The sequence below is a fragment of the Bacillus crepusculi genome (assembly GCF_014764715.1).
In the GTDB taxonomy this organism is placed as follows: domain Bacteria; phylum Bacillota; class Bacilli; order Bacillales; family Bacillaceae; genus Bacillus.
This window is the reverse complement of the sequence record NZ_JACXXE010000004.1, coordinates 75,472-94,114: the sequence shown is the minus strand read 5'-3', so window position 1 is coordinate 94,114 and position 18,643 is coordinate 75,472. Positions and strand designations below refer to the sequence as shown.

The following is an 18,643-nucleotide window of genomic DNA, read 5'->3' as shown; positions in this document are numbered from 1 at the left end:
TTTTTAATACTTTTCTCTACTGGACGATATATGAAGTAAGGGGGAATTTGAACATGAAAAAGAAAGCGTTTGCGTCAAGAAGTGTCTTTTTTCAATTAATGTCTGCCATTATCGTGATCACGATTTTAACAGGTGGACTTGTTGGAACCACGGGATATTTGTTAGCGAAACATGTATTAATTGATGCAGGGAAAGCAGATTTAAAGCACATCGTCAGCGGAGCGATGGCCACTCTTGAACAATTGAACGACCGTGTGGAGAAAAAAGAACTGACGCTTGAACAGGCGCAGGAACAAGCGCGTATATACTTGAGCGGGCCCAAAAACGACAACGGGAAAGGATACCAATTTCAAAAATCAGATTTTGTCTATAAAAATAAAGGTTATCTCGTCGCATATGGAGCGGATTATTCATCACAGGTTCATCCGGTCAATGACATCGGTGTCATCCCTGATAACACGACAAACCGTCAAAAAATGGTCGCTGGCGCCACAGCAAAAGGCGAGGATGCACACTATATCACCTATATGGATAAAGACGATGCCACGGGGGAAGAAAAGCAAAAGCTCGTTTATATGAATCAGTTTACACCGTGGAATTGGAGTGTAGGAATTGCCGTATTTCAGGATGAATTTTATAAAGAACTAGAGCAGATGAAGCTCTATATTATTCTGATTACAGCAGGTGTTGCTCTTTTAAGTATGGGTGTCTTTTATTTGGCAGCACGAGGAAAAGTCAGACTGCTCAAGCAAGTCACCGCTGCTTCAAAAGAAATTGCGGCGGGGAATATAGAACGCACGAACTTAAAGGAAACAACAGATGAAATTGGACAGCTGGCAAAAGGCTTTAACCATATGTCTGGACAGCTCAGATCACTTGTGAGCGGTTTACAGGAGACGAGCAGTCAACTCGTCGAATCAGCGACAGATTTATCCGCTATATCTGAGGAAACATCAGCCAGCAGTGAAGAAATTGGGCGAGCGATTGGAGACATATCGACCGGTACGCTTCATCAGGCATCTGACCTTGAGGTAGCCAATCAACAAATGACCCAGTTCAATCAATCCATTGAAAACGTCAAAGAACAAAGCGACCAAATCAAACGAATTTCAGACCAGTCGAATCAATCTTCCGAGCAGGGTCAGCAAATTGTTCAGCAATTAAAACAATCAAATGAACAATCCATTCAGGCATCTCAAGGCATTAGAACAGGAATCGAGCAGTTAAGTATAAAAGTACAGGATATCTCGCAAATCACAGATACGATTGAAAGCATTTCAAATGAAACGAACTTACTTGCGCTGAATGCGAGCATTGAGGCAGCACGCGCAGGAGAGCACGGCAAAGGCTTCTCAGTTGTGGCGAGTGAAGTGCGGAATTTAGCTGAACAGACAAAGCAATCAGCCGTTCAAATCCAGCAAATGATTCAAGGCATTAAAGAAGAAACGACGGCAACAGCCGGCATGATGTCCAATACAATGGATCGTTTCGCCGAGCTAGATGATGCAGTACACGCAACAGAACATGAATTCAATACCATCTCAACATCCATTTCACAAACCATCGTTGAAACGAATGCGATGGCAAAAGAGCTGAATGCACTACTAGAGCAAAACGAACAAATCACAAAAGCGATGCAAGGTGCAGCACATATTTCTCAAGAAAATGCTGCTGGTATTGAAGAAATCACAGCTTCAACAGACGAACAAGTGACAGCCATCTCCAATGTGGCCAAAGCAGCAGAAAGACTTAATGAGCTGAGCATGCGCTTGAATCAGGATATTGCGCGTTATCGTTTATAATTTATTTTTGACTGTGGTTCATTCATCAGGTAGGGTGAAATGAATCTAAACCTTGCTCACGCAATAAAAAGGAGTGTTTCGTCCATGAAAAAGAAAATATTGATGTTCTTACCTTGTGGTTACGGATACTCCACTGCTGTTTTCTTTTAGGATAGACAAAAATTGGTGAAGTCTGTCTGCAGGAAGGAAAACACGCAGAAAAATCATAGTGAGTGAGGGATTTACATGGAAAAAATCACGAGAAAAAACCCAGAAAGTATGCCGAAACCCGTTGGCAACTACAGTCATATCACAAGGGTGCCAAAGGGTGCGGGGTTATTTGTGACATCAGGTCAAGTAGGGACAGGAGCGGATGGACAGATCCCATCAAGCTTAAACGACCAAGTAACCAATACGTTTGAAAATATAAAAAGAATCCTTGCATCAGAAGGATTGAATGAAGAACACGTGATCAAAGTCAATATTTGGGCAACAGAAGAAATTGATTGGGATCATCTATATCCACAGTGGGATGCAATCTTCAAAACGGCATATCCATCAATGACCGTTGCCTATGTATCTGCATTAGGGTGGCCAGAGCTGAAAATCGAAATAGAGCTATGGTGTGCCGATATTTAATTAAAAAAAGAACAGTGCAAACTGTTCTTTTTTTGATGAGTATTTATGAAACAGCTTGGAATCGCTTTGTAATGAATGCACCGAGAAATGCACAGACTGTGTAGATGATGACCCAAATGAGAAAGGATTCATTTCCGCCAATAGAGGTGAACATCAGAATCACACTCGCTACCAGCACAATCAAGGTAGGAAACCAAATGTTCTTTAAAAACAATGTGCCGAAAATGCCAATCAGCACAGAGAGAATAGGTAAACCAAATACAACGAATAAGACAAAAACAGCCATGTTGATCACTCCTATGAACAAATCAACTATTTACATAAAAACATATAATAGTGCAGCACTCATATGTGGAAGGGCAAAGATGATCAAAAGAAAAGCTGTATCAAGACGCCACATCCGGTGTTCTTTCGTTTCAGAATGATAGGCTGCCCGCGTTTCTTCCCCGCTTGTCCATGCACCCATAAGAAATCCAGACACGACGAACCCAATAATAGAGATTCCACCACTGACATACCCAATCCATTCAAGGTGCTGCAAAAAGATCGCGGCACTGCAAATCACAGCCATTGAGCAAACACCAGCAAAAAAAGCATGTTTCTTTCTCATTACGCTTCACTCCTTCGAACAGCTATTAGGAGACCGCATCACATATTTCAATGAAATGTCCATCAGGATCAGACACATAAGCGACGGTTTGACCCCATGGTTTTTTTGCAGGTTCTTTGATGATAGGTACCCCTTTATCCTTCATTGACGCAATCGTTTGATCCACGTCATCGACAACAAAGCCAATTTCAAACGTTTGAGATGATTGATTTGCTTCGGGGACAGGTAACCCCAGTGCATCTTTTACATCCTGGCGTGAATTAATGGATAAGGTCACTTCTCCAGTATCAAACTCAACATAGGATTCTACTCTGAGTTTCACAGGGAAACCAAGTACATGCTGATAGAACTGAATGCTCGCCTCAACATCGTTTACATATAGAATGGTATATTTCATTTTCATGTGAAAAACTCCTCTCTTCATATACGTGTCAAAACCGGAAAGGTTTCCCATTCATTTTACCATATAGGATATAAGGTTCATCTGATTCCAAAAAAAACAATATTTTTAGCTGAATAGTCTTGAAAAACAAAAAGTGGTGACTTATGATAAAAATGTAAAATTACAAAAAATAGGGGGATTACACATGTTGAAAAAAATCATGGTGGCTGTCTTATCTTTAGGTCTTTTACTAAGCTTTACACAAGTTGACACCCACACAGCAGATGCGAAGACAGTCAAGTACAAAAACTGCAAAGCGCTTAATAAAGTATATAAGGGCGGCGTGGCGATAAGCAAAAATACGAAAAACAAAGGCGGAAAAACAAAGTACAAGCCTTATGCATCAAAAGCGCTTTACCTCAAAAATAAGCACCTTGACCGCGATAAAGACGGCATTGCGTGTGAACGCTAAGCACATGTAAAAAGACCTGTAACAAGGTCTTTTTTCTATGGGATCAAACTCGTCCCTTTGTGCCAGCTTCGTCTTTATATTAAAATAAAGATAGACTCAAAAAATGATACAAAGTGGGGTACTCAATTTGTCAACACAAGCTGATAAGAAAGACATCCGATTGATTGCCATCGATATGGATGGCACACTGTTAAACAGTGAGCACGTCATTCCAGAAGAAAATAAACAAGCCATTAAAGAAGCTGAAGCGAAAGGGGTCCATGTCGTCATTAGCACAGGACGTACGCTGATGACATGCCGAGAGCTGGTCGAGCCGCTGAAACTCTCTTCCTATCTTGTGACAGCAAACGGAAGTGAAATATGGGATTCGAACTTTCAGTTGATCGAACGAGATCTGCTGCATCCTGATCATGTCCAAATGATGTGGGATCTAAAAAATAGGTACGAAACCGATTACTGGGCTTCCACTGTGGATAAGGTATGGAGAGGAGAATTCCCAGAACGCATTCATGACCACGAATGGTTAAAATTTGGCTTTGATATTCATGATGATGACGTTCGTGAGGAGGTGCTCAATACATTGAAAACAAATGAGCATCTAGAGATCACAAATTCAAGTCCAACCAATATCGAAGTCAATGCGGCAGGCATTAACAAAGCTGCGGCACTTGCAAAGGTCGCAGAACGAATTGGATGTACGATGGATAACGTCATGTCACTTGGCGACAGCCTGAATGATATGGCCATGATTCAAGAAGCTGGACTGGGCATTGCGATGGGAAATGCGCAAGAAGTGGTGAAGGAAGCCGCTGATTGGATTACGGCTCCTAATACAGAGCACGGGGTAGCAAAAGCCATACAGCATTGGGTGCTGTCTAAATAAACGAGTAGAAAAAGCGAGAGGACATCACCTCTCGCTTTTTTTTGTTTTCTACTAGTTCTATTGTTATATTTTCTGACAATTTCATGTGCAGTCTATCCAAAGTTGGTATAATCAATATAAATTCGAATATTCGGACTTTCTATTCCGTAATTCGGAACGACAAGGAGGGGTCCTATGTATCAAGTGGATATTAATTGTGATTTGGGAGAAAGTTTTGGTCAGTACACCATCGGTTCAGATGAACAGATTCTTGAATATGTCACCTCAGCCAACATTGCTTGTGGTTTTCATGCAGGAGATCCAACGGTGATGAGAAAGACGGTGAGGATGGCGCTGGATAAAGGGGTTCAAATCGGTGCGCATCCAGGTCTGCAAGATTTAGTGGGCTTTGGCAGACGTCCAATGGCCATCTCGGCAGAGGAAGCCTATGATCTCATCATCTATCAAATTGGCGCTCTATCAGCCTTTCTAAAAGCAGAAGGCGGCACGATGCAGCATGTCAAACCACACGGTGCTCTCTACAACATGGCAACTAAAAATACTGAATTATCTGAATCAATTGCGAAGGCTGTGTATGATGTCGATCCAAGCCTTGTATTATTTGGGCTGTCAGGGAGTGAGCTCGCTTTAGCAGGTGAAAGGATTGGTCTTCAAGTGGCACATGAAGTCTTTTCTGATCGGACGTATCAAACAGATGGTACACTGACTTCCCGCCGCGAACCACATGCACTCATTGAAGAGGATGAAGTGGCCGTTCAGCAGGTCGTTCGTATGGTACGAGAAGGGAAGGTTCGTACAGTTCAAGGGGAAGAGATTCCGCTCAAAGCAGATACGGTATGCATTCACGGAGACGGCAGCCATGCGCTTCAATTTGCAAAAACCATTACAGCGAAGCTAAAAGAAGCCAATATTCACATTGGGGCCTTTCGATAAAAACTGACATCTAAGGGGGAAACAGCATGAAAAGAGAGAAAGTCAAACAGATGAAAGCTCCAAAAGGGAACCGTTCTATGCTGATGGGCGCAGCCTTTTTAATGGCAACGTCCGCCATTGGACCGGGATTTTTAACACAAACAACGGTGTTCACACAGCAGCTAGCAGCTAGTTTTGGGTTTGTCATTTTGATTTCCATTTTGCTAGACATTTTTGCGCAAACAAATGTATGGCGTATCATTGCCGTCTCGGAAAAAAGAGGACAGGACATTGCCAATATGGTTCTGCCGGGTCTCGGTTATGTGTTAGCTTGTTTGATTGTCATTGGGGGTCTTGCCTTTAATATTGGAAATATCGCCGGTGCGGGTCTCGGTTTTCAAGTCATATTCGGCGTCGATCCCCGCATAGGGGCTGGGGTCAGTGCAGTCATTGCCATTCTCATTTTTGTCATCAAAGAGGCAGGAAAAGCGATGGACCGATTCACACAAATCGCCGGTTTTGTCATGATTGGTCTTATGCTGTATGTGGCCATTTCGACAGCACCGCCAGTTGGAGAAGCGGTCATGAGAACATTCGTGCCAGAGGAAATTGACATGTTATCAATTGTGACACTTGTCGGCGGAACGGTTGGCGGCTATATCGTTTTTGCTGGTGGCCATCGTCTGCTGGATGCTGGTATTAAGGGGAAGGAAGCACTGCCGCAAGTGACGAAAAGTTCCATTTTCGGTATTTTAATCACCTCCGTGATGCGTGTGGCTTTATTTTTAGCCGTTCTAGGAGTTGTCTCAAAAGGCTTGCAGATTGATCCATCAAACCCGCCTGCCTCGGTCTTTCAATTAGCATCTGGAAATATTGGGTATAAAATGTTCGGGATTATTATGTGGGCTGCGGCGATTACGTCGGTCATTGGAGCGGCATACACCTCCGTTTCCTTCTTTAAAACCTTCTCACCAAAAATCGAGAAAAATCAACGAGGCATTATCGTTGGGTTCATTGCTCTCTCGACCATTTGTTTTATAACGATTGGAAGACCTGTGAACATATTGGTTTTGGTTGGGGCCATCAATGCATTGATCCTGCCGCTTGCACTAGGAACATTGCTGATAGCCGCCTATAAAAAAGAAATCGTCGGTGATTATCGCCATCCATTCTTTTTGACAGCAACAGGTGCGTTTGTTGTTGTCATCATGGCCATGATGGGCGGATATACCATCATAAATGAAATTCCAAAACTATGGAGCTGATTCGGATGAATGCTTATCAAACATATGTGCCTTCACAGATTAGAGAGTTGATTCGCAAAAAAGAGATTACAGGACCAACGGCTGGCTTTGCAGAAGGATTTGCTCAAGCCAATTTAATGATTGTCAAAAAGGAACTAGCCTTTGATTTTCTTTTATTTTGTCAGCGAAATCCGGCTGCATGCCCCTTGCTCGATGTACTGGATCCGGGTGATCCAGTGCCAAGACGATCAGCGCCTCAAGCGGATATTCGAACGGACTTTCCTAAGTACCGTATTTACCGAAAAGGGATTCTTCAAGAAGAGGTGACAGATATATCCACTTATTGGGAGGATGATATGGTTGCCTTTCTCATCGGATGCAGTTTTACGTTTGAACATGCGCTCATGCTGAATGGCATCCCTGTTCGCCATATCGAAGACGGTCATAACGTACCGATGTATCAAACGAATCTTTCCTGTGAACAGGCAGGCGTGTTCCATGGCCCGATGGTTGTCAGCATGAGACCTATTCCGGTGCATCAAGTCACAAGAAGTGTTCAAGTGACGTCTAGATTCCCTTCCGTACATGGCGGCCCCATCCATATAGGGGACCCTGCTGTGATTGGAATTACCGATGTGGATCAGCCGGACTTTGGAGAACCATCTGTCATCAAAGAAGGGGAAGTGCCAGTGTTTTGGGCATGTGGTGTGACGCCGCAAGCCATTGTGATGCATACAAAACCAGACATTGCGATCACCCATGCACCCGGTCATATGTTCATCACAGACCGAAGAGATCAACAGCTAGGTGTGCTTTAGAAAGAGAGGTGTCCTTAGAGTGGCATTTTCAACGATAAAAGATTGTATCACCTTCCACCCGCTAGGAGATGCAGCGATCGTCATTCAAGCTGGAGACGATATCAGTGAAGAGGTTCATACGCGTGTTGAGCAGCTGTTTGCATGTATTGAACAGCATCCATTTGACGGATATGTGGAAGCCGTTCAGGCCTTTACAAACGTGACGGTTTTTTACGAGCCGTATACCGTCCATCAATCTGCTCAGCTTGATCAACACGGCATGTCTCCGTATGAATGGGTCAAAGCTTATATCGAAAAACGTCTTGAAGACAAATGGCAGGAGGGGGTTCAGGTAAAGCGCCGCACCATCGACATTCCAGTCTGTTACGGAGGAGCGCTGGGCCCTGATTTAGAAGAAGTCGCCCGCATCAATGGCTTGACCCCTGAGGAGGTCGTACGTATTCACACAGAAGGATCGTATCTTGTCTATATGATTGGATTTGCCCCGGGGTTTCCGTTTTTAGGCGGGCTTTCTGAAAAAATCGCGGCTCCGCGCAGGGAAACACCGAGAATGTCTATTCCGAAAGGATCTGTGGGTATTGCCGGGAAGCAGACAGGCGTTTACCCTATTTCTACACCCGGCGGCTGGCAGCTCATTGGACAAACTCCGCTGTCATTGTTCCGGCCAGATGATGAAAGGCCAAGTCTATTAAAAGCAGGGGATGAGGTCAGATTTGTCCAAATGTCTGAAAGGGAATTTTTCAGCATGAAGGAGGCAGAACGTTGAGTATTCATGTCATCAAGCCAGGGATGTTCACCACCATTCAAGATAAAGGGAGAATAGGCTATCAGAAGTACGGTGTCTTAACGAGCGGCGGCATGGACCCGCTTTCGCTCCGAATCGCCAATATCCTCACCGGAAACCAGGAAAATGAAGCTGTGCTGGAAATCACGTTAATGGGACCCGGCCCTGTGTTGACGTGTCAAAAGGATCAGCTGATAGCCGTGACTGGTGCTGACGTGGAGATTGAGATTGACGGGGAACAAGCGCCTCTATGGAAACCGCTCTTCATTAGGGCAGGAAGCACGATCGCCTTTGGTCCTTGTAAGAGGGGATGCCGCTCCTACCTCGCTGTAGCCGGTGGATTTGACGTTGAGCCGGTTATGAAAAGTAAAAGTACGTACGTCAGAGCGAAGATAGGCGGGCTAGAAGGGCGTCCGCTAGAAAAAGGAGACGTCCTGCCGATTGGAGAACTGTCACCACTGGCGGTGAGTTTGGTTCACATGTTAAAAAGCAAAGGAAAACGTTCGCCAGACTGGACAGTCAATCATGCTCATTTTTTGCCGCTTGGAAAATCACCAGTCATTCGGGTGCTAGCAGGCAGACATCTGTCTCATTTTCGGAAAGAATCGCAGCAAGCCTTTTTCGAACGGTCTTATCAGGTCACTCCCCAATCAGATCGTATGGGATGTAGATTGAAAGGGGAACCGGTTCGCTTAAAACAAAAGCTTGAATTGATTTCAGAAGCGGTTGCCTTTGGTTCTATTCAAATTCCTCCTGACGGCCAGCCGATTATTCTGCTGGCAGATCGCCAAACGACAGGCGGATACCCGCGTATTGGGGAAGTAGCAACCGTAGATCTACCGCTCATTGCACAGGCGATGCCTGGGGCGAATCTGTATTTTGAACAAATCGGCCATCAGGAAGCAGAGCAGGCACTATTCAAGCAAGAAGCAGAAATGAGGGAACTGACCACAAGAGTAAAGCTGGAAGCATTTTCGTTTTAGAAAAGGTGAGGAACATGCAAAACACAAATAAAACCGTTGTGAAATCCATGGAGATTTTGCGGCTGTTTATCACGCACGAACAATTAACGTTAAATGAGATGATCGAGCTCTCCGGCATGCCCAAGACATCTGTCCACCGCATGGCGAGCTCATTAGCGGATATGGGGCTGTTAGAAAAGCATGATTCAGGTGTTTACCGATTAGGATTGATGTTCCTTGAATATGGTCAGCTTGTAGCCGACCGCCTTGATATTCGGAGGATTGCCAGACCATTTATGGAAAGCTTGCGAGATGAAGTGGGAGAAGCTGTACAGCTCATCGTTCGTGAAGGAGACGAAGCCATTTACGTGGAAAAAATTGAGGGTACGCAGCCTGTTAGGCTCTACACCGCAGTCGGCAGGCGGTCTCCACTATATGCGGGCGCCTGTGCAAGGAGTATTCTCTCCTTTTTGCCAGAGAAAGAGAGACTGGCCTATATTGACTCAATCGAACTTGGGAAAATCGGAATTGGAACCATCACAGATAAAGAAGTCCTGCGAAACATCCTCGAAGAATCAAATAAGCGGGGCTATACGTTAAGCTATTCAGAGCTTGAAAACTATACAGCTGCGATTGGAGCACCTATTTTTAATCATCTCGGGGAAGTAGCTGCGGGTATTAGCATTGCAGGGTTTGAAGCAGCATATCAAAAGGAACGCCTGCCATACTTAATTAAACAGGTGAAAAAAGCTGCCAGCGATATTTCGAGAGAATTAGGGTTCCCATCTGAACAAATAAAAAGCCAATGACCTCATGATCATTGGCTTTTCTGTATGATTGATTAGAACGTTTTTCCTAAAGCTTTTGCACGTTCAATTGCATCTGCTTTAATTTGCTCTGCTTTCTCAGGCTCAGCATTGTGACCTTCAACAATAAGACCTTCGAAAGAAGGAATTCCGAAGAAGCTTGCAATTGTTCCAAGGTAACGGTGACCTGCTTCAAGTTCAGCAGCAGGACCTTCAGAGTAGTATCCGCCACGTGCTTGGATGTGTAGTGCTTTTTTGTCTGTTAATAATCCAACAGGACCTTGCTCTGTGTATTTGAATGTTTTACCAGCTACAGCAACAGAGTCGATGTATGCTTTAAGAACTGGTGGGAATGAGAAGTTCCAAAGTGGTGAAACAAATACATATTTGTCAGCAGAAACGAATTGATCGCTTAATTCGTTTAGGCGAGCAACTTTCGCTTGCTCTTCAGCTGAAAGTGTATCGAAGCCAGCGCCAGATTGTAGCTTGCCCCAGCCAGCGAATACATCGGCATCAATGTGAGGAATGTGTTCTTTGTACAAATCAATATGTACAACCTCGTCACTTGGGTTTGCTTCCTTATAAGATTCGATAAATGCTTTAGCAGTAGCCATACTGTAAGAAACTGTTTCATCATGCGGATGTGCAGTGATGTATAAAACTTTTGCCATGTTCATTCAATCCTTTCTGTTTCGGTGATTTTTTTAGCGTATCCCAAAGATACACTGAATATGTGGCATCTTTATTCATATTGGAATGCTATGAAAAAGATGTAACAAGCACAGTTACATAAAAACTGATATTTTTATTGTAATCACAATGTAGTTTGAAGTCAAGGTATAAAGTCTCGAAATCAAGATAAAAAGTTTGTCAATTTTTCTGGAATGCATAAACACGCAGATTTCAGCGTAAAAAGCCTACTTCCATTGAACAAAAAAACGAACGATATCGCAAGTAAAGAGTTTGTAAAGGCGCCTCATCCTATGAATTTGAAAAAAGATGAATGCCCCTAAGCCATCTGCTACAAGCATCTGTTCTTATTTTTCGTATATATAAGAGAAGGCAGGAGAGAGTGAGGGATAAGAGTGGGACGATCCTATGTTGCGATTGGAGATTCCTTAACGGTTGGGGTGGGGGCACGTTTATTTGGCGGCGGTTTTACGGAGCGATATGCGGCGAAGCTTGAAAAGAAGCTTCATATACCGGTGAAACTGTCCGTATTTGCGAAATCAGGGTTAACAACGGAAGAGATCTTGCAGCTTTTTAAGCGGTCTGATGTGAGACGGGCCATTGCTCATGCTGACATCATCACCATCACAGGCTGCGGGAATGATCTTGTTCAAGCTGTTCAGCAGTATGAAGAAGGTGGAGATGAAAAGAAACTGCTACAAGCGTCCATGCATTGCCAGGCGAATTTCAGCAAGATGATTCAAGAAATTGCTCAGATCAAAAGAGGGCAGCATCAGTCATATTGCGTGTATCTTATGAATTTATATAATCCTTTTCCGCAAATACCAATAGCCGGGCGGTGGCTTCAGCAATACAATCAGCATCTTCGCCAGCTTGCTGCGAGCCCGCATGTAGAGGTTGTGGATGTGTATCGCGTGTTTGAAGGACACGAAAATGAGTACTTATCGATTGATCAATTTCATCCGAACCATAAAGGATATGAAGCAATGGCAAAAGCGTTGTTTCAACAATCCTCTAAACAGCTGTAATCCGAGGGATTGCAGTTTTTTTCATCCTTTTAAATGAAGGGCTGTTTCGATATGATAAAAGAAACAAAGACAAAAGAGGTGTATGCATGCAGAAGATGAGCGCGTATTTTCATGAAATGAAAGGAACGGCTTATGAGGTAGGAAAGCAGCAGGCTGTCTGGCTGAAGGAGCACCCTTTGCTAAGGACTCAATATATTCGATCAGAACCGGTAACCATAGAGGCTGTGAAGGAAACGAAGCAGCTGATACGCCCCTATCTTCCTCAGTTAGATGAAGAGATTGCTGGGTTTTGTGATGAACTGCAATTAGATGAAGCTTATTTGAACTTTTACTATTCATCTCATCTTCAGCCAGGTTGCTCTCATTGCGTGAGGCAGGGGAATGAGGCGGCCAGTCAACAAACGGTCATGCTGCGAAACTATGACTTTTCCCCGATATTTGATGATATGCGCCTTGTGACGACACATGTAAAAGGCTTAGCATGTCATACAGGCTCATCTCTGCTCTTGTTTGGCAGGTCTGATGGCATGAATGAGCACGGTCTTTCTGTGACATTCTCTGCATGCGGACCGCCAATTGGCAATGAACCCGGCTTAAAGCCTCCAGCCGTTGCTGGTTTGCAAGTATATCATGTGATTCGATCTATTCTAGAATACTGTGAAACGGTGGAAGAGGCCATTTGTTCTATACAGGAAATGCCTGTTGCCTCAAATGTGCATATCATGCTTGCCGACCGAAAAGGAGAGGCGGCAGCGATTGAAATGTTGGATGGACAAAAAGCCGTGAGAAGACCAGAGAATGGTTACATTGCAGCAACGAATCATCCGCTTGCTGATCAAACGGCAAAAGGGATGACCAAACATCATTCTGTTGTCAGATACGACATGTTAATGGAGGCTCTAGAAGAACAGCGATCAAATGATTCTCTTGTTCATCTGTTCCAGACAGAATACCCAGATGGTCTGACTGTGCACAATTATGAGGAGCTGTTTGGGACGATGCGAACCGTCATGTTTCGCCCGGAGGAAGGAATGATGGATTATTGCTTTGGATCTCCAATATACAATCCGACTTATTCTTTAAAAGCTGGGGGTTCACTGCCTTTTCATGAACAAAGGGTTCAATTTCATCAAAAGGAGTATGGACCGTCATTTTGGAGAAACGTATGATCGGACGTGGTATTTAATTTTGTCACAGCGAGTGTGCCAAAGTCAGATCAACTTAAGATTGCATCACTTGTTGAAAGCGTTTTATATTAAAATGTGACAATAGACCTATACGAACGGAAGGAGGCATTTCATGTACATAACGGCACGAGAACAGAAAGTCATCAAATATATGATTCAGCAAAATCGTTATGTCACCATTCGTGAGATAGCCGAATCTGTTCAGGTGAGTACAAGAACCATCCATAGAGAACTCAAATCCATTAAACCTATTTTAAACAATTATCATCTTTCGCTAGATAAACAGCCGGGGAAGGGCTTGAAGGCGGTCGGCGACCAAAAGGATAAACAGCGGCTTCTGGCTCATATGTCAAATGAGGATCAAATCGAATATAGCTCTGATGAACGGAAGCTCTTAATCCTATGTGCGCTGCTTGAAGCAAAGGAACCGGTGAAATTATACACACTCGCAGCCGATTTGCAGGTAACAAATGCGACCATCAGCTACGATTTAGATGAGCTGACAGACTGGATCGCTCCTTACGGCTTGCAGCTTATTCGAAAGCGCGGGTACGGCATTGAATTAAAAGGGCCGGAGGAAGCAAAACGAAAAATTGTCGGCAATCTTATTGTTGACCGGCTTGATATTCAATTATTTTTAGAAACAATTGAAATGAATATCAAGCATCGGACGAAAGCGACGGAAAAGGTGTTTGGCGTTGTCAGCAGAGGGCAGCTACTCAAGGTAGAAAGACTGCTCTTTCATTTGAAAAATCGACTGTCGCTCTCGTTGTCTGATAGTGCATATATTGCACTTGTTGTTCACTTAACGTATGCCATCGAACGCATTCAGATTGGCGAAACCATTCGCATGGAAGAAAAAGAGCTGCTTGAACTAAAGCGGACGAAAGAATTTCAAGCATCGCAGCGAATCGCAAGAGCGCTTGAACGCATGTTTAATGTGGAGATTCCTGAAGCAGAGGTCGGTTATATGACCATCCACCTGCGCAGTGCAAATCGCAGCTTTCAATCAGAATATCGCATTGAGGAGATTGAACTGGATATAGCGCTGAGAACGAAAAAGCTCATTGATTTTATTTCAAATAAAACAGGCTATCATTTAAATGAAAATGATTCATTATATGAGGGGCTCGTGTCTCATCTCGAACCTGCCATGAACCGTTTAAAGGAAAAGATGAGAATTTATAATCCACTCACGCAACAAATTAAAAAAGACTACTTTTTGCTGTTTATGGCGATTGAAGAAGGAGTCGAGCGTTTCTTTCCAGAGATTGAATTTCCGGAGGATGAAATTGCCTTTATTGTGCTGCACTTTGGCTCAGTGCTTGAAATCAAAAAAGAAGAAACAAAGATTCATGCACTAGTCGTTTGCTCAAGCGGAATCGGTTCCTCCAAAATGCTTGCATCTCGGTTGAAAATGGAATTGCCGGAGATATACGAATTCGATCTATCTTCTTTGATGGAGCTAAAAGAAATCGATGCATCGAGCTATGACATGATTGTCTCGACCGTTCCGATTCCCTATGAGCATATCGATTACATCATGGTCAGTCCGCTTTTAAACGAGGATGATGCCATGCGTGTAAAGGCTCATATTAAACGAAAAATTCCTTATATGATTGAGAAAAAAAGAACAAAAGAAGCTGTCAAAGAATCGGTGCAAGAATCGGTAGATATGATGGCGGTTGCAGAGCAGGTGACCAATTATATGTCTGTGATTCGCGGCATTTTGTCCCATTTCACAATCGAAAAAAAGAACACAATGACGCATCATGAAGCAACCATCAGGCAGCTGCTTCGTCAGATTGAAAGTGAAGGATTTATCAAACATGCGGATCATGTGGCGGCCGGCTTACTTGAACGTGAACAGCAAGGCGGTTTAGGCATTCCAGGTACGGAGTTTGCTCTTTTTCACTTAAAGCATGAATTCATCAAAGAGCCAATCTTTCATATCTATGATCTTGATCAGGCCTACGAGGTCAAAGGCATGGATGGCGGTCAGCAGATGATGTCACGCATGCTCATGATGCTGGCGCCGCTAGAGCTTGGCAAGGAAGGCTCTGAAATGTTTAGTCTGATCAGTTCATCCATCATTGAAAGTGAAGAAAGCATGGCGCTGTATGGACATGGATCAAAGGAAGAGATTGAACAAAAATTACATCAGCTTTTCTATCAATTTGTAAAAGAGGCAAAGTGGTAAGGAAAAGGCCGAGAGCTTATTCGCTTCTCGGCTCAGCATGTAGACAAACCCTCGCATTCGGTGTCAGTCCTGCGTTCCGGTGCTCACGAATGTCCAATTCGCTCCGCTCCGGTACTCGCCTTTCCTAGACTTCAAGGGCTTTCTATCACGCTGAAAAGAAGACAAAGGGCTAAAATAAAGGTCATTTTAGCCCTTTGTCAACAATCTGAGGCCGAGAGCTTATTCGCTTCTCGGCTTTTTTGCTGTGACACAGACAGCAAGGGTGGGACGAATGTCCTCATACTCAACAGAAACATGGTCAAATCCTACAAACTGTAAGTCTTTCCGTATGTTTTCACCCATCTCTTTTGTCCGATTGGCGTCAGCCCCTTTTTCTCTTGGCTGCATCACAATGACGATTTTCCCGCCCGGCTTCAAGGTGTGATAAAGATTGAGTAAGCCGGTCCTTGGGTCATCCCAAATCGTGTAATTGTTAACGGAAAGTACTTTGTCATATTGCTCTCCCGGCAGACGTGTTTTCTCAATTTTTCCGACATATAGCCGGACCTGTTCGTCTTTTGATCGTTTGCTGACACGGGACTGCGCTTGCTCCTGCATGGTTGAAGAAGCATCCAGTCCATCAATGTGAAGGTCTTCGTAATGTTTAAGCATATGTTTCATGCTATAGCCGGGGCCATAGCCTATCTCTAAAATATTTTCACCATCATCAAGCGCTAAGTGGCGGATCGCCCACTGATTTAATGCTTTATTTTCATTTGCCATAATGAAGCCTGCGATGCTTCCAAGCCAGCCTTTTGGTCTGCTAAAGGTTTTTGAAATGGTTGACAGCATATGAGAACGCTCCTTTTTGATGTTCATGTAACCGATTTTCCCCATGTTGAAACATGCCATTTTCAAAACACATCTGTTTAGCATAGGGATGTTTGAGTAAAAAAATGAAGTGGTAATGAAAGGATACATCAACAAATCAAGGAGGAGCTTACACATGAATTTACGTGAATACTTAACAAATGGCATTCCGCCGCAAACACAGGATCAGCAGCCAGGTAGTGAAAGAGAAATGAATCCTGCGCCGATCTTTGAGGATGAATCGTATCAAGGGTCTGGTAAGCTCAAAGGAAAAGTGGCACTGATTACAGGCGGAGATAGTGGAATTGGACGTGCCGTTTCTGTTGCGTATGCAAAAGAAGGAGCACATGTCGCCATTGTGTACTTAAATGAACATGAGGATGCAGAGGATACGAAAAAGCGTGTGGAGCAGGAAGGTGTCAAATGCTTAACGATTGCAGGGGATGTCGGTGACGAAGCCTTTTGTGAGGAAGCGGTAGAAAAAACGATTGAAGCCTTTGGTCAATTAGATATTTTAGTGAATAATGCGGCTGAACAGCATCCGAAAGAACGTATTCAGGATATCTCTAGCGAACAGCTTCACCAAACCTTTAGAACCAACTTTTATTCTTATTTTTATTTTACGAAAAAGGCACTTGATTACTTGAAACCAGGAAGTTCCATTATTAATACAACATCTATTAACCCGTATCGAGGCAACAAAGTGCTGATTGATTATACGGCGACAAAAGGGGCCATCAACGGCTTTACTCGTTCTATGGCGCAGTCGCTTGTGAAAGATGGGATTCGCGTGAACGGTGTAGCGCCAGGTCCAATTTGGACGCCGCTCATTCCATCTACATTTGATGAAGACAGTGTGGAAAGCTTCGGGGCAGAAACCCCAATGGGAAGACCGGGACAGCCTGTAGAGCATGCCGGGTGCTATGTACTGCTTGCTTCTGACGAATCGTCTTATATGACGGGCCAAACGCTTCACGTTAATGGCGGTTCCTTTATGAATACATGATCAATAGTACCACCGCCCAGCTTTAATTGGGCGGTGTTTTTAGTATTTCTTTCGATTCTTCTGCACAGATGTAACAGACCATACGATAATGCCCACAACAACTGCCGCAATGACAAGTGAACCCAAATGGAACATCGTTTCATGAGGCATGTTCAACTTCTCCCTTCATTGAACCTGTTTTCTATAGCATCAGCCAGAAGATCTCTTTTTATGAAAAACACATTTCTTTGTTTAATGAATGGATTGTCGTGGAAACCTATGAGTACGGATGAAATGTAGAAGGAGTGAAGCGAATTGTCACAAGAAGAATTAAAACAAAAGGTACTAAACTTATTAGATGAACAAAAGGTCGGAACACTGGCGACCGTTGAACAAAATCAGCCGCATACACGCTACATGACTTTTTTCCATGAAGGGCTGACATTATATACACCAACGAGCAAAGAAACACATAAAGCAGACGAAATTGAAAAAAACCCGAATGTTCATATTCTCATCGGATATACAGGTGAAGGATTCGGTGATACCTATGCAGAAATTGCAGGCACCGCTACATTAACTGGCGATCCGGAACTCATTGACCGCCTGTGGTCTGAGGAGATGGAGAAATGGTTTAAAGGAAAAGATGATCCGAACCTAGTCATTTTGAAGATTGAACCAACCTCTATTCGTTTTATGAATGAAGGAAGCCGTACACCAGCAGAATTATCACTTTAACACTTGCGTAAGTTGGGGGAACGTGTTATAGTTTTATATTAAGTGTTGAAATAAGCAAATAAATAAAGAAAGTAAACTTTCTTTTTTCTATGACATAATGAGAAGCAATAGAGCTTCTACTTGATAAGGACGAGACGCTGTCAAAGCGAACAAACTTAGTCTTTTCCTTCTGCACCGCCCCCCTAAAAAAGCGGAAGAATGGAAAAAAGACGTTTTGATTTACAATTCACACTGGCGCGGCTTCGGAGCCGTAAGGACGAATGAGAGGTAGGGCTTTCGTTGTCTTGTTATCCAGAACTTCCATGGCGTTTACTTTCAAACGTAGGTTCACTCGGAACACATATGACACACTGATATGAACGAATCTTAATTCATACACTCCGTAACGGAGATCACACATTGATTATTTATTTGCATGAAAAGAGTTAGAAAAAGGCTGCCATCTATTTGGCAGCCTTTTTAAGTGGGTCAAACAAGAGAATCCCGAAACCGGCCAATCCGAGGAAAGGGAAAATAAAGGCAGAAACCATACGCATAGCGTCCCCTCCAAAAGGATTCGCCATCAAAAATAGAGCGATGAACACACATGTGACAGCAGTGAATAAGGCAAACTTCATGATCACTTACTTCCTCCTTTCTTCTGATACCGCCAAATCCGCCCAATAAAAAAGAA

At 43.6% G+C, this 18,643-nt stretch carries 21 protein-coding genes; 15 read left to right on the top strand and 6 right to left on the bottom strand.

What is annotated here, in order from left to right; translation table 11 throughout:
* Window positions 1-53: 53 nt before the first annotated feature.
* On the top strand, window positions 54-1,802 hold the full coding sequence (locus IEE86_RS09600) for a methyl-accepting chemotaxis protein (RefSeq protein WP_191097014.1): 1,749 nt from the start codon (window positions 54-56) through the stop codon (window positions 1,800-1,802).
* A 225-nt stretch (window positions 1,803-2,027) separates the two neighbouring features.
* A complete protein-coding gene (locus IEE86_RS09595) occupies window positions 2,028-2,420 on the top strand; it encodes a RidA family protein (protein WP_191097013.1) in 393 nt (130 codons plus the stop codon).
* A gap of 43 nt (window positions 2,421-2,463) precedes the next feature.
* Here the strand turns inward: IEE86_RS09595 and IEE86_RS09590 are convergent, their stop codons facing one another.
* From IEE86_RS09590 to IEE86_RS09580, 3 genes are read right to left on the bottom strand one after another with little or no spacing between them, the layout of a single operon-like run.
* Complete coding sequence (locus IEE86_RS09590; protein WP_191097012.1) at window positions 2,464-2,706, bottom strand: DUF2651 family protein; 243 nt, start codon at window positions 2,704-2,706, stop codon at window positions 2,464-2,466.
* A 30-nt stretch (window positions 2,707-2,736) separates the two neighbouring features.
* On the bottom strand, window positions 2,737-3,030 hold the full coding sequence (locus IEE86_RS09585) for a DUF5316 family protein (protein WP_191097011.1): 294 nt from the start codon (window positions 3,028-3,030) through the stop codon (window positions 2,737-2,739).
* A 25-nt stretch (window positions 3,031-3,055) separates the two neighbouring features.
* The gene (locus IEE86_RS09580; protein WP_191097010.1) at window positions 3,056-3,433 is read right to left on the bottom strand and encodes a VOC family protein; all 378 of its coding nucleotides are present in this window, start codon (window positions 3,431-3,433) and stop codon (window positions 3,056-3,058) included.
* A 184-nt stretch (window positions 3,434-3,617) separates the two neighbouring features.
* On the opposite strand from IEE86_RS09580, the gene IEE86_RS09575 reads away from it, so the two are divergent.
* The 8 genes from IEE86_RS09575 (at window position 3,618) to IEE86_RS09540 (ending at window position 10,296) form a co-directional block, all read left to right on the top strand.
* On the top strand, window positions 3,618-3,884 hold the full coding sequence (locus IEE86_RS09575; protein WP_099726034.1) for an excalibur calcium-binding domain-containing protein: 267 nt from the start codon (window positions 3,618-3,620) through the stop codon (window positions 3,882-3,884).
* 103 nt (window positions 3,885-3,987) lie between these two features.
* The gene (locus IEE86_RS09570) at window positions 3,988-4,767 is read left to right on the top strand and encodes a Cof-type HAD-IIB family hydrolase (protein WP_411955692.1); all 780 of its coding nucleotides are present in this window, start codon (window positions 3,988-3,990) and stop codon (window positions 4,765-4,767) included.
* A gap of 174 nt (window positions 4,768-4,941) precedes the next feature.
* The gene (locus IEE86_RS09565; RefSeq protein WP_191097008.1) at window positions 4,942-5,700 is read left to right on the top strand and encodes a LamB/YcsF family protein; all 759 of its coding nucleotides are present in this window, start codon (window positions 4,942-4,944) and stop codon (window positions 5,698-5,700) included.
* Between the two features lie 26 nt (window positions 5,701-5,726).
* A complete protein-coding gene (locus tag IEE86_RS09560) occupies window positions 5,727-6,944 on the top strand; it encodes an NRAMP family divalent metal transporter (RefSeq protein ID WP_191097007.1) in 1,218 nt (405 codons plus the stop codon).
* 5 nt (window positions 6,945-6,949) lie between these two features.
* Complete coding sequence (locus IEE86_RS09555; protein WP_191097006.1) at window positions 6,950-7,741, top strand: putative hydro-lyase; 792 nt, start codon at window positions 6,950-6,952, stop codon at window positions 7,739-7,741.
* Between the two features lie 19 nt (window positions 7,742-7,760).
* A complete protein-coding gene (pxpB, locus tag IEE86_RS09550; protein WP_191097005.1) occupies window positions 7,761-8,507 on the top strand; it encodes a 5-oxoprolinase subunit PxpB in 747 nt (248 codons plus the stop codon).
* Entirely contained in the window at window positions 8,504-9,508 is a 1,005-nt protein-coding gene (locus IEE86_RS09545) for a 5-oxoprolinase subunit C family protein (protein ID WP_191097004.1), read from the top strand. Before pxpB ends, IEE86_RS09545 begins: the two co-directional genes overlap by 4 nt.
* A 14-nt stretch (window positions 9,509-9,522) precedes the next feature.
* A complete protein-coding gene (locus IEE86_RS09540; protein ID WP_191097003.1) occupies window positions 9,523-10,296 on the top strand; it encodes an IclR family transcriptional regulator in 774 nt (257 codons plus the stop codon).
* Window positions 10,297-10,328: 32 nt separating this feature from the next.
* Here the strand turns inward: IEE86_RS09540 and IEE86_RS09535 are convergent, their stop codons facing one another.
* On the bottom strand, window positions 10,329-10,964 hold the full coding sequence (locus IEE86_RS09535) for an FMN-dependent NADH-azoreductase (RefSeq protein WP_191097002.1): 636 nt from the start codon (window positions 10,962-10,964) through the stop codon (window positions 10,329-10,331).
* A gap of 414 nt (window positions 10,965-11,378) precedes the next feature.
* Here IEE86_RS09535 and IEE86_RS09530 point away from each other — a divergent pair, with 414 nt between their 5' ends.
* The 3 genes from IEE86_RS09530 (at window position 11,379) to IEE86_RS09520 (ending at window position 15,398) form a co-directional block, all read left to right on the top strand.
* Window positions 11,379-12,011 carry a GDSL-type esterase/lipase family protein gene (locus IEE86_RS09530; RefSeq protein WP_191097001.1) on the top strand — a complete coding sequence of 211 codons (633 nt, stop codon included), beginning with the start codon at window positions 11,379-11,381 and terminating at the stop codon, window positions 12,009-12,011.
* A gap of 86 nt (window positions 12,012-12,097) precedes the next feature.
* Entirely contained in the window at window positions 12,098-13,180 is a 1,083-nt protein-coding gene (locus tag IEE86_RS09525; RefSeq protein ID WP_191097000.1) for a C45 family autoproteolytic acyltransferase/hydrolase, read from the top strand.
* A gap of 130 nt (window positions 13,181-13,310) precedes the next feature.
* Window positions 13,311-15,398, top strand: a complete 2,088-nt coding sequence (locus IEE86_RS09520; RefSeq protein ID WP_191096999.1) for a BglG family transcription antiterminator — start codon at window positions 13,311-13,313, stop codon at window positions 15,396-15,398.
* Window positions 15,399-15,617: 219 nt separating this feature from the next.
* Here the strand turns inward: IEE86_RS09520 and IEE86_RS09515 are convergent, their stop codons facing one another.
* Window positions 15,618-16,256, bottom strand: coding sequence for a class I SAM-dependent methyltransferase (locus IEE86_RS09515; protein ID WP_224740908.1), 639 nt, complete (start codon window positions 16,254-16,256; stop codon window positions 15,618-15,620).
* A gap of 127 nt (window positions 16,257-16,383) precedes the next feature.
* Here IEE86_RS09515 and IEE86_RS09510 point away from each other — a divergent pair, with 127 nt between their 5' ends.
* Both IEE86_RS09510 and IEE86_RS09505 read left to right on the top strand, forming a co-directional pair.
* The gene (locus IEE86_RS09510) at window positions 16,384-17,253 is read left to right on the top strand and encodes an SDR family oxidoreductase (protein ID WP_191096998.1); all 870 of its coding nucleotides are present in this window, start codon (window positions 16,384-16,386) and stop codon (window positions 17,251-17,253) included.
* A gap of 294 nt (window positions 17,254-17,547) precedes the next feature.
* Window positions 17,548-17,970 carry a pyridoxamine 5'-phosphate oxidase family protein gene (locus IEE86_RS09505; protein WP_191096997.1) on the top strand — a complete coding sequence of 141 codons (423 nt, stop codon included), beginning with the start codon at window positions 17,548-17,550 and terminating at the stop codon, window positions 17,968-17,970.
* 443 nt (window positions 17,971-18,413) lie between these two features.
* On the opposite strand, the gene IEE86_RS09500 is transcribed toward IEE86_RS09505, so the two are convergent.
* Window positions 18,414-18,593: a hypothetical protein gene (locus tag IEE86_RS09500; protein ID WP_191096996.1), complete on the bottom strand. Its 180-nt coding sequence runs from the start codon at window positions 18,591-18,593 to the stop codon at window positions 18,414-18,416.
* Window positions 18,594-18,643: the final 50 nt, after the last annotated feature.

Bases quoted from the DNA above. Each gene is read 5' to 3' on its own strand.
- IEE86_RS09600 (WP_191097014.1), top strand. From the start codon at position 54: ATGAAAAAGAAAGCGTTTGCGTCAAGAAGTGTCTTTTTTCAATTAATG.
- IEE86_RS09540 (WP_191097003.1), top strand. From the start codon at position 9,523: ATGCAAAACACAAATAAAACCGTTGTGAAATCCATGGAGATTTTGCGG.
- IEE86_RS09580 (WP_191097010.1), bottom strand. From the start codon at position 3,433: ATGAAAATGAAATATACCATTCTATATGTAAACGATGTTGAGGCGAGC.
- IEE86_RS09555 (WP_191097006.1), top strand. From the start codon at position 6,950: ATGAATGCTTATCAAACATATGTGCCTTCACAGATTAGAGAGTTGATT.
- IEE86_RS09560 (WP_191097007.1), top strand. From the start codon at position 5,727: ATGAAAAGAGAGAAAGTCAAACAGATGAAAGCTCCAAAAGGGAACCGT.
- IEE86_RS09510 (WP_191096998.1), top strand. From the start codon at position 16,384: ATGAATTTACGTGAATACTTAACAAATGGCATTCCGCCGCAAACACAG.
- IEE86_RS09590 (WP_191097012.1), bottom strand. From the start codon at position 2,706: ATGGCTGTTTTTGTCTTATTCGTTGTATTTGGTTTACCTATTCTCTCT.
- IEE86_RS09535 (WP_191097002.1), bottom strand. From the start codon at position 10,964: ATGGCAAAAGTTTTATACATCACTGCACATCCGCATGATGAAACAGTT.
- IEE86_RS09595 (WP_191097013.1), top strand. From the start codon at position 2,028: ATGGAAAAAATCACGAGAAAAAACCCAGAAAGTATGCCGAAACCCGTT.
- IEE86_RS09575 (WP_099726034.1), top strand. From the start codon at position 3,618: ATGTTGAAAAAAATCATGGTGGCTGTCTTATCTTTAGGTCTTTTACTA.
- IEE86_RS09520 (WP_191096999.1), top strand. From the start codon at position 13,311: ATGTACATAACGGCACGAGAACAGAAAGTCATCAAATATATGATTCAG.
- IEE86_RS09570 (WP_411955692.1), top strand. From the start codon at position 3,988: ATGATACAAAGTGGGGTACTCAATTTGTCAACACAAGCTGATAAGAAA.
- IEE86_RS09525 (WP_191097000.1), top strand. From the start codon at position 12,098: ATGCAGAAGATGAGCGCGTATTTTCATGAAATGAAAGGAACGGCTTAT.
- IEE86_RS09585 (WP_191097011.1), bottom strand. From the start codon at position 3,030: ATGAGAAAGAAACATGCTTTTTTTGCTGGTGTTTGCTCAATGGCTGTG.
- IEE86_RS09565 (WP_191097008.1), top strand. From the start codon at position 4,942: ATGTATCAAGTGGATATTAATTGTGATTTGGGAGAAAGTTTTGGTCAG.
- IEE86_RS09515 (WP_224740908.1), bottom strand. From the start codon at position 16,256: ATGAACATCAAAAAGGAGCGTTCTCATATGCTGTCAACCATTTCAAAA.